This is a genomic window from Rhodoferax sp. GW821-FHT07G04 (genome assembly GCF_059418585.1).
The window spans coordinates 1,709,713-1,722,304 of sequence record NZ_JBWKQD010000001.1; the positions used below are offsets into that span (position 1 = coordinate 1,709,713).

The window sequence follows — 12,592 nt, forward strand, 5'->3', positions numbered from 1 at the left end:
GTGGCCCGCCCTCAGTGCAACAGGCCCACTGCGGCCCTCTGCGGGTAGACGGACGGCCCGCTGAGCTTGAAGATGGCCATTACGTCCACCAAGGCCTTGGCCTGGACGCGCAAACTGCTGGCCGCCGCGGCCATCTCCTCCACCAAGGCGGCATTTTGTTGGGTAGCCTGGTCCATCTGTGTCACCGCCTGGTCCATTTGGCTTACGCCGGTGGCCTGTTCGCTACTGGCCGAGCTGATTTCACCCATGATGCTGGTCACACGTTGAATGGCGCTGACAACCTCGGTCATGGTGCTGCCGGCCCGGTCCACCAGCAGCGTGCCCTGCTCGACCCGCTCCACACTGGTGTTGATGAGCGTCTTGATTTCCTTGGCCGCTTCTGCCGAACGTCCGGCCAGCGCCCGCACCTCCGAGGCCACTACCGCGAAGCCACGCCCCTGGTCACCGGCGCGGGCCGCCTCGACCGCGGCGTTCAAGGCCAGGATATTGGTCTGGAACGCAATGCCGTCAATGACACTGATGATGGCCGATATCTTTTGCGATGACTCGTTGATGCCCTTCATGGTGGCAACGACCTGCCCGACGACCTCGCCACCCTGAATGGCAACGGTCGATGCGCTGGAGGCCAGTTGGTTGGCTTGGCGCGCGTTGTCGGCGTTCTGTTGCACGGTGGAACTGAGCTCGGCCATGGAGGCCGCCGTTTGCTGCAGCGCCGCTGCTTGCTGTTCGGTGCGCATGGACAGGTCGTTGTTGCCCTGGGCGATCTCGGCGCTGGCGGTGGACACGCCCTCGGCATTGCCTCGCACCTCACCCACAATATGCGACAGGTTGTCGCGCATGGCCAGCAAGGCATTCATCAACTGCGCAGCCTCATCCTTGCCATCGGGAAATATCCCCACCGACAAGTCCCCCTCCATGATGGCTTGCGCCGACGCCACCGAGCTCCCAATCGGCCCGGTGATAGAGCGGGTGGTGAAGTAGGCCAGGCTGACCCCAATCAGGGCTGCGGCCAAAGCACCAGCGCTGAGCATCCACTGCCCGGTGCGCGCCACCGCATTGGTCTCGGCCTGGCTCTGCGCCAAGCGTTCATCCATATGGGTATCGAGGGCCTGCAGGGCATTCAAGTAGTTTTGGGCCAGAGGCCGCAAAGTCGTGGTCAGGGCTCCTGCGACATCTTCACCGGCCAGTTTCTTTTTCACCAACTCGCTGCGCGGACCGCGGTAGAGCTCGCGCAGCTTGCCGATGCTGGCGAACAGCTCTTGGCCACGCGCATCCTGGATCAAGGGTTCGAGTTGCTTTTGCGTTTCGCCAATGGTCTTGGACGTGCCATCCATCTGCGTTTGCAGGGCCTGGATGTGGGCCGCGTCACTGGCTTGCAGCAGGGCTTCGGTCCGCACCCAGTTCAGATGGATGTCGGCAGACCACTTCTGGGCCAAGGCATTGCGCTGCAGTTCGACGGTAGCCAGGTTGTTGGTGGCGTCATTGAGTATGCCCAGGCGCCACGCACCTATGACCGAGATCATCGCGGTGACGATCAGTACCAAGCTAAAGGCCAGGCCCAGGCGGGTCCCGATTTTCCATTGGTGGAGTGTCATATGCATTCTCCTTAAGAATCAGCGGCAATGGGTACAGGGTCTGTGCGGGCACTCACTACTTGGCGCTCGGCACTATCTTCGACAAGGCTGCGTTCAGCTTCGCAATCGTCTCATCGCTGACGCGTCTGCTGCACAAGATATGGCGGGTGGAACCTTCGTGGATGTCCGAAAACGTCAGCACGGTCAGGCTTTCGCCCAGCCGCCCCACATTGGCCAGCAACATATCGGCTTCCTCTTGCGGGGAAAACATGAAATCGGCACGGCCTGAAGCAACCATGCGCGCCAAATTGGTTTGTTCGGTGGTGACGGTTTGCACTTGCGCCTTGGCCCGCGCCATGGTGTTGACGACATCCAATCCATAGGTCAACCCGACTTTCATGACGACGCGGATCGATGGATCGGCAACCATCTCCGCGAGCGTTTTGTGCTGCGATTGAAAATTGGACCGCGCAAGAGCAATCGTCGGTTTGTCGCGGTACAAAGGTGCGGTAAATTTTCCAAACTTTTCACGCTCGGGGGTCTTGTACCAACCCACACCGCAGTCCAGACCCGTACCGCTCTCAATCACCACGAGCTGGCGCTTGGCCGGTGTGTGCTGCCAACGAAAGCGCACGCCCGCTCTGTCGAACGCCGCTTTCGCCGGGTCCGCCGTCAATCCACTGGCTCCTGCTTCGCCATCTTTCACCATGTAGGGAGGACGTACGTAGTAGTGCAAGTCGATGAGATCTTCTGCATAAGCGGTTCCCGCTACCGCCCACAGGATGCAAAGTACTGAACGCATTGCCCTCCAGGCACCTTGGAGTTTCGCTAGTGCCCGATCCTCCTCTCCATTTTGGTGCGTGTCAATGCAGGTCCTGTGGCGACGCCGCCGATAAATTGAATTAATTACAAATTAGAACTATATTTGCCGCTATGACCGCTTCTTGATGGGCCTTGCCCACCGCTCCCATGCACCATCGCCCCATACAAGGCCCGGATGGCCTTTTCAATGTCTCCAGGCAGCCCCGCTTCCTGGTCGACAGCAGTGCCATTGGCTGGGACGGTGCGTATTTCACCGACATCCAGGCCGCGGAGGAAGGCACGGTCGAACACAGCCATACCCGGCTCTGCATTCAGCACGCGTCCGTGCCCTTCCGTGCGCGTGAGTTGCGGCGAAACGCCGTTTGGACGACGGTGAATCCAGGCCTGGGCGTCTGGCAACCCGGCGATGAGCAGCGCCTGGACTGGAGGGGCGGGGGTGGTCGACAGTTCCTCTTCGTGGATCCGGCACGCGTCGAGCAGATCCTGGAGTCTCCGGCCAGGCTGCGGCGTTTTCCACACAACGTGGGCATCGCTTCACCCGTTGCCGAGATGATTGTGCGGGCGCTGGCGCGCGACCTGCACGACGGCAGCCCGGCGGGCGCGCTGGTGGGAGACGGATTGATCGTCGCGCTGGTCGCCCATTTGCGTGGCATCGGCCTGGGCACGCCCAGGGGCGCAGGGCTCGCGCCCACGGTATGCAAGCGGGTGCAGGCCCATATGCAGGAGCATTTGGCCCATCCGCTGCGCCTGGCCGAACTGGCGGGGTTGGCGCGCATGAGCGAGCGGCACTTTTGCAGGGCCTTCCGTGCCAGCACAGGCGACTCTCCCCACCAATATCTGCTGCGCCAGCGCGTGGAGCGCGCCAAGCTGTTGTTGGCTGAGGGCCGGATGCCGCTATGCGACGTTGCGCAGTCGGTTGGCTTTGCCGACCAGAGCCAGTTCACGCGCACGTTCAGGCGGCACACAGGCGTCACTCCCGCAAGGTACCGCGCAGGCTGCTAACAAAAAAGCCATGGCCGGATTCGACCAATGCGTCCTGAAACGACAAGACGGTTGGCGCCCAGTCCCCTAGATTCAATTTCACCCGAGATGGCGCCAGCCGCACGGGTCGAATCCACAATTTCAGGAGACACAGCACCATGGCCTTTCAACCCGCGTTGGCGATCAACCCCCCTTTAAACATCCCCCACCCCCAACCCAACTTCCGCCGCGCCAAGCGTGTCAACCTACCCGGCGCGGTAACCGCAACCGCTGCCGTGGTGGCCGTCGTCACGCTTGCCGGATGTGGTGGTGGTAGCACGATCAGCGTGCCAACCAACCTGGCCTGCGACGCCATAACGACTGGCGCTCTTGCCATTCCCGGTCTCAAGGTCGCGTCTGCCGTCAACGTCGCGGCCAAGACCGACGGCACGACGGGCGGTGACAACTACCCGGCGCATTGCCGGGTGCAAGGCAGCATCAACGACCGCGTCGGCATCGACGCCAAGCCCTACGCCATTGGCTACGAGGTCCGGCTTCCCGCAAGCTGGAACGGCAAGTTCTTCTTCCAGGGCGGGGGCGGCACCAATGGCGTGCTGGTGCCGGCGGTGGGCAATCTGCTCAACTCCAGCACGTCCAATGCGCTGAGCCAGGGCTATGCGGTGGCCAGCACCGATGGCGGGCACAACACCGGCCAGAGCGATGTAGGCTTTGGCCTGGACCCGCAGGCACGCGCGGACTATGGCTACAACGCAGTCGGCATGCTCACACCAGCGGCCAAGCAGATCATCGCGCGCACCTATGGTCGCTCACCCGAACGCTCCTACTTCATGGGCTGCTCCAACGGCGGGCGGGACGCCATGGTGGCCGCTACGCGCTTTGCCGACCAGTTCGACGGCATGGTGGCCGCCGACCCCGGCTTCAACCTGCCCAAGGCGGCGATTGCGCAGCAGTGGGACACGCAGCAGTTCATGTCGGCCGCGGCGGCGGGCCAATTGCCCAAGGACGCATTCCCGCAGTCGGTCATGAATGCCGTGGCCAACAGCATCCTGGCCAAGTGCGACGCGCTGGACGGCGCGGTCGATGGCATGGTCAACAACCGCAGTGCCTGCCAAAGCGCCTTCAACCTCGCCACCGATGTTCCCACCTGCGCCGGCACACCCGACGGCAGCTGCGTGACCGCGAACCAGAAGTCGGCGCTGCTGAAAATCTTTGCCGGGCCTAAAAATACCGCCGGGCAAAGCCTGTACGCCACGTGGCCGTGGGATCCGGGTGTTGCCGGCGCCAACTGGCGCTTCTGGAAGCTGGACGCGGGTTTTGCGCCGCTGCCATTCAACACGCTGATCGGCGCCAGCGCCATGGGCTACGTCTTCACGGCACCGCCCGACGCGCCGAACCTGGCCGATGGCGGCATGGGGTACCAGATGCGCTTCAGCATGGATACGGACGCGCCCAAAATCTTCGCCAAGACCGCCACCTTCAAGGAATCGGCCATGGACTTCATGGCGCCGCCCAACGCGACCCAGCTCACCGCCCTGAAGGCCCGCGGCGGCAAGCTGATCGTCTACCACGGCACGGCCGACCCGGTGTTCTCGCCAGACGACAGCATCGCCTGGTACAACGCGGTGAACGCCGGTGACAGCAAAGCACCAGACTACACGCGGCTATTCCTGGTGCCGGGCATGAACCACTGCAGCGGAGGCCCCGCCACGGACCGCTTCAGCATGCTGCCGGTGCTGGAGAACTGGGTCGAGCGCGGCGTGGCGCCGGACAGCGTGGTGGCCGGCGTCAACCCCGCCGACCCGGACGTGGTCGCCAAGGGCTGGCCGGCCAAACGCACGCGGCCCTTGTGCGCATACCCCAAGCAGGCCACGCTGAAACCCGGCGCGACAGATCTGGAGAGCGCTGCCAGCTTTGTCTGCCAGTGAATGGTGCGTTGCAGGCTCGCTGCCTCTTCTATTTGCTACTATTTTTGTAGCTACACACGAATATTCCACGAGGGCTAGCGGCACATTTTGATCAAACCCATCGAAAACAGGCATAAACAAACCCATTTGGGGTATTTTTGATGCTCTGCCACCCCGCATGCGGCCCGCGCGCAGAGCCCCACGGCGTGCATGGCTCAAACCTGCGCGCGCAGCCACCCTGCCAGATCGGTCATGACCTTCAGACCAACTGGCGACACCGCCGTGAAGTGGATGCAGGCGTGGATGGCGCTGGGGTAGTGCAGGTGGTCCACCGCCACTCCGGCGTTGGCAATGCGTTGGGCAAGCACATGGCCTTCGTCGCGCAGCGGGTCGTGGCCCATAGTGGCTACCCAGGTGGCGGGCAGGGCCTCAAAGCTGCCGGACTTCAGCAGCGCGTAGTCCGGGTGCTTCAGCACCTCCGCTTGTCCGCCGAGGTAGCTGCCCATGAACCACTGCATCACGCCGGTGGTCAAGAACTTGCCATCGTTCTCCTGGTACGACGCGCTGGGTTCGTCGGGGTGTTGCGCCACCGGGTAGATCAGCCCCAGCGCACGCACGTTGGCAGCCTGCACACGCCGCGTGGCCACCAGGGCCAGTTGCGCGCCCGCGCTGTCGCCAGCCACGGCGATGCGGCTGGCATCACCGCCCAGGGCCGTTGCGTGGGCCAGCACCCAGCGCAGCGCCGCCTCGGCATCGTCACGCGCCGCAGGGAATGGGTGCTCGGGCGCCAGCCTATAGTCAACCGCCACCACCAGCATGCCCGCGTGGTGGCACAGCGTGCGGCAGACCTTGTCGTGGGTCTCCAGGTCGCCAATCACAAAACCGCCGCCGTGCAGGAACAGCAGCACGGGTGGCGGCGTATTCGCGGCCTCCGCTTGCGGGGTGTAGATGCGCAGAGGCAAGGCACCAGCCGGTCCGGGACACGTGGTGTCTTCCACTGCGCCAATGGCGGGTGCCGGCAACCCCAAACCTTCCGCCATATCGCGGTAAATTTGCCGCGCGACGGACGGCGGCAGTGACTCTATGGGCGGGTTGCCCTGGGCCGCGGCCTGGGCCAGGAATCCGGCCAGAGCGGGGTCGATATCGGCGACTTCGAGCATGGGTTTGACAGCGGCATTCATGGGGTGTTCTCCTGTGGGTGTTGTGAATGAAAGTGGGATGGCAAGGCTCAACGCAGCAGCCTGCCGTCGCGTGCGCGCATGCCGATCTCGACGAAATCCGAGCCCTGGTGGCGGTCGCGCCCAAACACCAGACGAAAGCCGCCCAGGTCCAGCGTGCCCAGGCTCTCCAGAATCTCACCCAGGCGTTGGCCATCGGCACGCGGCCCGGCGCGGCGCAGTGCCTCGGCGCACAGGCGCAGGTTCAGGTAGGCCTCCAAGCCCTCGAAGCTTGCCGCCTCGGGGCCGATAAAGGCGTCGGCGTCCCGCTGCAAATCGCGAACAATGGCCAGGCGGGTAACGTCCAGATGTGGGACCACGCTGGTGTAGCCAATCATGCGGTCTCGGAACAGGCGCGTCAGTTGCGTCAGCCCCGCAGACGACAGCGTGGCCACCGTCAACGGCACACCCGCGCGTGCGGCGGGCGGCAGCCGGTCCAGCGCATCCAGCGCCGCATAGCCCAGGCTGATGACCAGGGCCTGCGGGGCGGACTTGGGCAAATCCTGCAACGCGGCGGTCAGTGATGCTTCCCGCCCGTCGGTGCCGCTGCGAACGACCTGCTGGCCGGCGCGTTGCAGCGCGGCCACCAGTGCGTCGGTGCGCGCGGGCTCGGAATCGTCGCTGAGCACAACGACCCTGCTGATGCCGACGGACTGCAACTGGCGGGCCAGCGCGTCGGCCTCGCGCGCATCGTCCGGCCGGGTGCTGAAGACGTGCTGCACGTCCGCTGCGCGCAGTTGCAGCGCGCCCGACATCGGCCCCACCAAGGGCACATGCAGTTCGCGCGTGACCTGGGCCGCCTCCAAGCAGGCAGGCTCGCCCAGGCAGTTGGCGATGACGGCCGCGCCGCGCTGGCGCACCAGGGTGCGCAGATTGGCGGCCACACGCCCGGGTTCACCACCGTCGTCCAGCGTCACCAGCTCCAACGGCCGCCCCAGAATGCCGCCGTTGGCATTGACACGCTCCACCTGCGCCCGGGCGCCGGCCAGCACACGGTTGGCCACCGGGAAGCCGGCGCCGGTGAGTGGCAGCGATTGACCAATTACCAACGACTCGGGGGCCGCCAGCGCCGTGGCGCAGGCGCTCCACAACGCCAGGCATGCAACGACAGCAAAAGCGCGACGGGCCAGCATCTGCGACGCCACTTACACGAGCACCGTGGCGGCTGCGGGTGCCGAGCGCACCGCAGGCACCGCGGTGGGCCGCAACAGGAAATGCGCCAGCGCCGGCATCAGCACCAGTGCCCCCACCATGTTCCACACGAACATGAAGGCCAACAAGATACCCATGTCAGCCTGGAATTTGATCGGAGAGAAAGCCCAGGTCGCAACCGCCAGCGCCAACGTGATGCCGGTGAGCATGACCACACGGCCAGTGAATTCCAGCGCGTGCAGGTAAGCGGCCGACAAACTGTCGCCGGCCCGCAGCCGCGCCAGCATCACCGACAGCACATACAAGGCGTAGTCCACACCAATGCCCACACCCAGCGCAATCACCGGCAGCGTTGCAACCTTCACCCCCATGCCCAGCCCCACCATCAATGCCTCACACAAGATGGACGTCAACACCAGCGGCAACACCGCACACACCACGGCGCGCCAGGAGCGAAATGTGAACCAGCACAGCAGCAGCACCGCGCCATAGACCCACAGCAGCATCTCGTGCATGGCCTTCTGGACGACGATGTTGGTGGCGGCGTCGATACCGGACGAGCCTGCGGCCAGCATGAAGCGCACGTCGCCAACGGGCTGGGCAGCAATAAAACGCTCCACTTCGTCCACGACGCGGCTCAGGGTCTCGGCCTTGTGGTCCTTCAGGTAGACATACAGCGACAGGAAGGAGCAGGCCTGGTTGAACAGCTCACGCGGCGCGCGGGTCTGCACACCGCCCAGCGCACTGGCGTTGGGGAACAGCTCGAACCATTTCAGGTTGCCCTCGTTGTAGCCCACCATCGCCAGCTTGGAGAGCTGGGCCATGGAGTTGGTGGATTCCACGCCCGGTAGCTGCTCCAGTTGCCAGGCCAGCTGGTCCACCCGGGCCAAGGTGCCGTACTGCGTGCACTGGTCCTCGGGCGTGGAGACCATGACCGTCAGGATGTCGCTGCTGGCGGCGTAGTGGCGGGCCAGGTAGGCGTTGTCGCGGTTGTAGCGCGAGTCGGCCCGCAGCTCGGGCGCGCCGGGGTCCAGGTCACCAATCTTCAGGTGCAGGCTGACGGCATAGCCCCCAGCGGCCAACAGAAGGCAAACCAAGATCGTGGCCAGGGCCGGGCCACGCTGGGTGAACAGATCGAGCAGCGCCCACAAGCGGGTACGGCGCGGTGCATGGGCGCCGTCCTGCACTTCAAGCTGCAGGCTGCGGCGCGCCCCCCGGGCGCTGACGCCGACATAGGACAACAGAATCGGCAACAGCACCAGGTTGGTAAAGATCAGCACGGCGACACCGATGCTGGCAATCACGGCCAGGTCCTGGATGACCTGGATCTGGATGATGGCCAGCACCGCAAAACCCACCGCATCGCACAACAGCGCGGTGGCGCCGGCCACGATCAGGCGGCGAAAGGTGTAGCGGGCTGCAACCACCTTGTGTGTGCCGCGGCCTATGTCCTGCATGATGCCGTTCATCTTCTGCGCGCCGTGGCTCATGCCGATGGCAAACACCAGAAACGGCACCAGCACCGAGTAAGGGTCGAGTTCGTAGTGGAGCAAGGCCAGCAGGCCAAACTGCCACACCACCGCCACCAGCGAACAGGCCACCACCAGCGCGGTGCTGCGCCCGCAGCGGGTGTAGCCGTAGAGCACGGCGGCGCAGATCAGCAGCGCCAGACCGAAGAACAGCAAGACCTGTTGCAAACCCGCGATCAGGTCACCCAGCACCTTGGCGAAGCCGATGACATGGATGCGCAGAGATCCGTTCTCATACTTGCTTCTCAACACTTCAATCTTGCGCGACAGGTCGCCATAATCCAGCGCCTCGCCGGTCTTGGGGTTCTTGTCCAGCAATGGAACAAAAATGATGCTGGACTTGAAATCACCCGCCACCAACTGGCCGATCTCGCCCGAACGCTCCACATTCGCGCGCACCTCGGCCAGCGCGACGGGTGATCCGTCGTAGCTGTCACCCATCACCGTGTTGCCATCCAGCCCCTCCTCGGTCACCGCCACCCAACGGGTGTTGCTGGTCCATAGCGATTTCATGAAAGGGCGGTCGACACCGGGCAACAAAAAGATTTCGTCGCTGAGCTTTTGCAGCGTGTCCAGGTAGGCCTTGTCGAAGATGGATGCACCCGTCGTCTCCACCACGATGCGCATCGCATTGCCCTGCCCGGCCAGATTGCTTTTATTGACCAGGTAGTTGGCGATGTAGGGGTGCGTGGTGGGAATGGTTTTTTCAAAGCTGGCGTTCAGGCGCAGCCCCCAGGCCTGCCAGCCCAACAACAGCGTGACAGCCAAGCAAATGCCCATCACCCAGGGGCGGTGGTTGAAGAAGGCGCGCTCCCAGACGGTGCCGGAGGCAGTATCGAAGTCTTGCAGTCGGGCGACGACCGGTTGGGTGTCCAGGGATGTATCGGCGTGCATGGTGTGGTGATCGAGAAATTGCGTGGAAGGCCTTGGGGTCATCCGGTGTTCACGGCGCGCTTTGGCGGCGCAGGCCGCGCAGGCTGGCCAGCACCAAATGGCCATTGGCCACAGCGGCGCCAGAGGCTGGTAAGGGCCCGCCCTGTGGCGTGATGGCGGTGACCGTGCGCCCGTCATCGCGGCTCAGCAACAGGTCGCCGGTCTGGCTCAACAGCGCCAACGCGCCACCGTCCAGTTCCACGGCCGCGCTGATGGACACCGGCACACCAGTCGGCACCTCGTCCCAGTGCGCGCCCTGGTCGGCCGAGCGCAGCGCGTGGCCCCGCAGGCCATACGCGATCAAGGTGCCCGAACGTGCCGCCAGCAGGCCGAAGAAGCTACCCTTGTAGGGCGAGGCCAGCGCAGTGAACGTGGCACCGGCATCAGTAGACTTCAACAGCAGACCTTGCTCGCCCACCACAAAGACATTGCTCCCCACATGGCGCACGCCATACAGATGCAGGCTCTTGGCATTGGGCAGCCGGTCCAGGGCCGGTGTCCAGGTCTTGCCACCGTCCACGGTGGCGAAGGCCAGGTTGTAGGCGCCGACTGCGAAGCCGTGTTGTGCGTCGCTAAAGTCCACATCGAAGAAGGGTTTGTCCGGCCCTTCCTCGGCAAAGCGCTGCGCGGCGCTCTGCACACGCGCATCGCTGCTGCTGCGCGCCGCTGTTGCAACGACCTGGGCCGCCTGCACACCATCGAGCTGTAGCGCCCAGGTTTGCCCGGCGTCCTCGGTCTTCAGGATCACGCCCAGGTGGCCCACGGCCCAGCCGGTGCGCGCGTCGACAAAGCGCACGGCCGTCAGTGTGACCTGCACCGGCACCCGGGCCTGTTGCCAGCTCTGGCCCGCGTTGTCGGACCACAGCACCGTGCCGCGCTCGCCAACCGCCACCAGGCGCTGCCCGGCGCGGGTGACCGCCAGCGTGGCGGCCAGCAGGGCCTTGGGGCTTTGCAGCGCGGCCTGCGTCAGCACGCGCGGTACCGCTCCCGCCGCAGCGGGCGACGACACCTGGGCCGCTGCCACGCCGCTCGCAGCCCACAGGCATAGCGCCAGCGCCAAGCCCCGGCCTGCACGCGCCCTCACAGCGCCCGCATGCATCAGCGTGTCCCCTCGTTGGCCAGCTCTTCGGGGCTGAAGAAGGAACGTGGGATCGGCGCCACCGGTTGGTACTGCGTCTTCAGTTCGTTGGACGCCATGTTCAGGTAATAGGCGCCGGTTTGCAGGTCGTAACCACCCCAGGCCATATTGCCGATCAGTGCAGGGATATCCGGCGCCAGCAGCGTCAAGGTGTAGTTGGTGCGCCAGAGGTCGCCCTTGGCGTCCCAACCGTCGAACAGCATGATCTGCCAGCTGTCCTCGTCGATGTAGTACTTGCGCTTGGGCACCACGTGGCGCTTGCCCGCAGCCACTGTGGCCTCCACCTCCCACACGCGGTGCAGCTCCCAGCGCACCTGGGCCGGGTTCAAGGTGTTGGGCGTCACCAGATCGGCCACCTTGGCGGCGGCGGCCCTGTTGTTGTTGTACGGGATGTACAACTCCTTCTTGCCGACCAACTTGAGCTCGTACTTGTCGATGGGGCCAAACAGGTTGAAGGCCTCATCGAACAGGCCAATGCCCGAGGTCACCGAGTCCGGCGTGTCATAGGCCACCGAAGGCGCCTTGCGCACGCGGCGCTGCCCCACCAGGTACTGCCACAAGCCGCGCGGCTTGCTGGCGTTGAGGTTGTCGTGCGCCAGGATGGCTTCGCCGGCCTTGGAGCCGGGTTCGCTGACGGCGAACTTGCCCAGCGCGTAGTAGCCGTCAAATTTTTCCAGGCTGCCTTCGGGGTCGTAGTACTGGCGGCGAAAGCTCTGCGTGCCGCCGGAGGCCATGGCGCGCTTGCCATCGGCCGTCACCACCCAGACGCGCACCGGCGCCTGCACATAGGTGCCGGTCCAAGCCAGGCGGTGGTTCTGGATCACCTCATAGGCGTCCTTGGGGATGGGGAAGGGCGTGCCGCCGTAGGCGCCCTCGGTGCCCTGGCCGCCGTCGACCAATTGGGCGCGCGTCGCATTCTTGAAGGTGTTGTCGTACACCCATTGCGGTGCCGCCGCGCTGCGGTGCGTGGGGTAGACGTCGATGCGGAAATCAGGGTACTTCTTCATCAAGGCCTTGACGCCGTCGCTGAGTTTGGCGGCGTGCTGATCCATGTTCTTGGCGTTGATGGACAGCACCGGTTTCTCGCCGGGGAAGGGGTCGGGGCGCGCGTCGCCGCTCTTGTAGCCGGCGGGTGCCTTGGTCAGGCCACCGGTCCAGGCCGGGATGCTGCCATCCGCATTGGCGCCACGCTCGGCGCCCAGCGGTGTCAGCGTGGTCTTGAGTTTGGCGGCCTCGTCGGCAGAGACAGCGGCCCAGGCGCTGGTACCGGCCAGCGGTGCGATGAGAAGGCCCGCAACGAATGGGGCCAGGAATGGTTTGTGGTGCATGGAAAAACTCCGTT

At 64.7% G+C, this 12,592-nt stretch carries 9 protein-coding genes; 2 read left to right on the plus strand and 7 right to left on the minus strand.

What is annotated here, in order from left to right; genetic code table 11:
- Positions 1 to 11: 11 nt before the first annotated feature.
- Together AC07OO_RS07915 and AC07OO_RS07920 are read right to left on the minus strand one after the other, a co-directional pair.
- A complete protein-coding gene (locus AC07OO_RS07915) occupies positions 12 to 1,595 on the minus strand; it encodes a methyl-accepting chemotaxis protein (protein ID WP_495081505.1) in 1,584 nt (527 codons plus the stop codon).
- Positions 1,596 to 1,650: 55 nt separating this feature from the next.
- Positions 1,651 to 2,376, minus strand: a complete 726-nt coding sequence (locus AC07OO_RS07920) for a substrate-binding periplasmic protein (RefSeq protein ID WP_495081506.1) — start codon at positions 2,374 to 2,376, stop codon at positions 1,651 to 1,653.
- A 167-nt stretch (positions 2,377 to 2,543) separates the two neighbouring features.
- Between AC07OO_RS07920 and AC07OO_RS07925 the strand changes: the two genes are divergently transcribed.
- The gene (locus AC07OO_RS07925; RefSeq protein ID WP_495081507.1) at positions 2,544 to 3,398 is read left to right on the plus strand and encodes a helix-turn-helix domain-containing protein; all 855 of its coding nucleotides are present in this window, start codon (positions 2,544 to 2,546) and stop codon (positions 3,396 to 3,398) included.
- 137 nt (positions 3,399 to 3,535) lie between these two features.
- Positions 3,536 to 5,302, plus strand: coding sequence for a tannase/feruloyl esterase family alpha/beta hydrolase (locus AC07OO_RS07930; protein ID WP_495081508.1), 1,767 nt, complete (start codon positions 3,536 to 3,538; stop codon positions 5,300 to 5,302).
- 194 nt (positions 5,303 to 5,496) lie between these two features.
- Here AC07OO_RS07930 and AC07OO_RS07935 read toward each other — a convergent pair whose 3' ends face one another.
- Genes AC07OO_RS07935 through AC07OO_RS07955 form a run of 5 tightly spaced genes read right to left on the minus strand, consistent with a single transcriptional unit; the run spans position 5,497 to position 12,578 of the window.
- Positions 5,497 to 6,462: an alpha/beta hydrolase gene (locus AC07OO_RS07935; protein WP_495081509.1), complete on the minus strand. Its 966-nt coding sequence runs from the start codon at positions 6,460 to 6,462 to the stop codon at positions 5,497 to 5,499.
- Positions 6,463 to 6,509: 47 nt separating this feature from the next.
- On the minus strand, positions 6,510 to 7,631 hold the full coding sequence (locus tag AC07OO_RS07940) for an ABC transporter substrate-binding protein (RefSeq protein WP_495081510.1): 1,122 nt from the start codon (positions 7,629 to 7,631) through the stop codon (positions 6,510 to 6,512).
- A 12-nt stretch (positions 7,632 to 7,643) separates the two neighbouring features.
- Positions 7,644 to 10,073, minus strand: a complete 2,430-nt coding sequence (locus AC07OO_RS07945; protein WP_495081511.1) for an efflux RND transporter permease subunit — start codon at positions 10,071 to 10,073, stop codon at positions 7,644 to 7,646.
- Between the two features lie 49 nt (positions 10,074 to 10,122).
- On the minus strand, positions 10,123 to 11,211 hold the full coding sequence (locus AC07OO_RS07950) for a WD40/YVTN/BNR-like repeat-containing protein (protein WP_495081512.1): 1,089 nt from the start codon (positions 11,209 to 11,211) through the stop codon (positions 10,123 to 10,125).
- Positions 11,211 to 12,578 (minus strand): DUF1329 domain-containing protein, encoded by a 1,368-nt coding sequence (locus AC07OO_RS07955; protein WP_495081513.1) that lies wholly within the window; start codon positions 12,576 to 12,578, stop codon positions 11,211 to 11,213. Before AC07OO_RS07955 ends, AC07OO_RS07950 begins: the two co-directional genes overlap by 1 nt.
- Between the last annotated feature and the right edge of the window lie 14 nt (positions 12,579 to 12,592).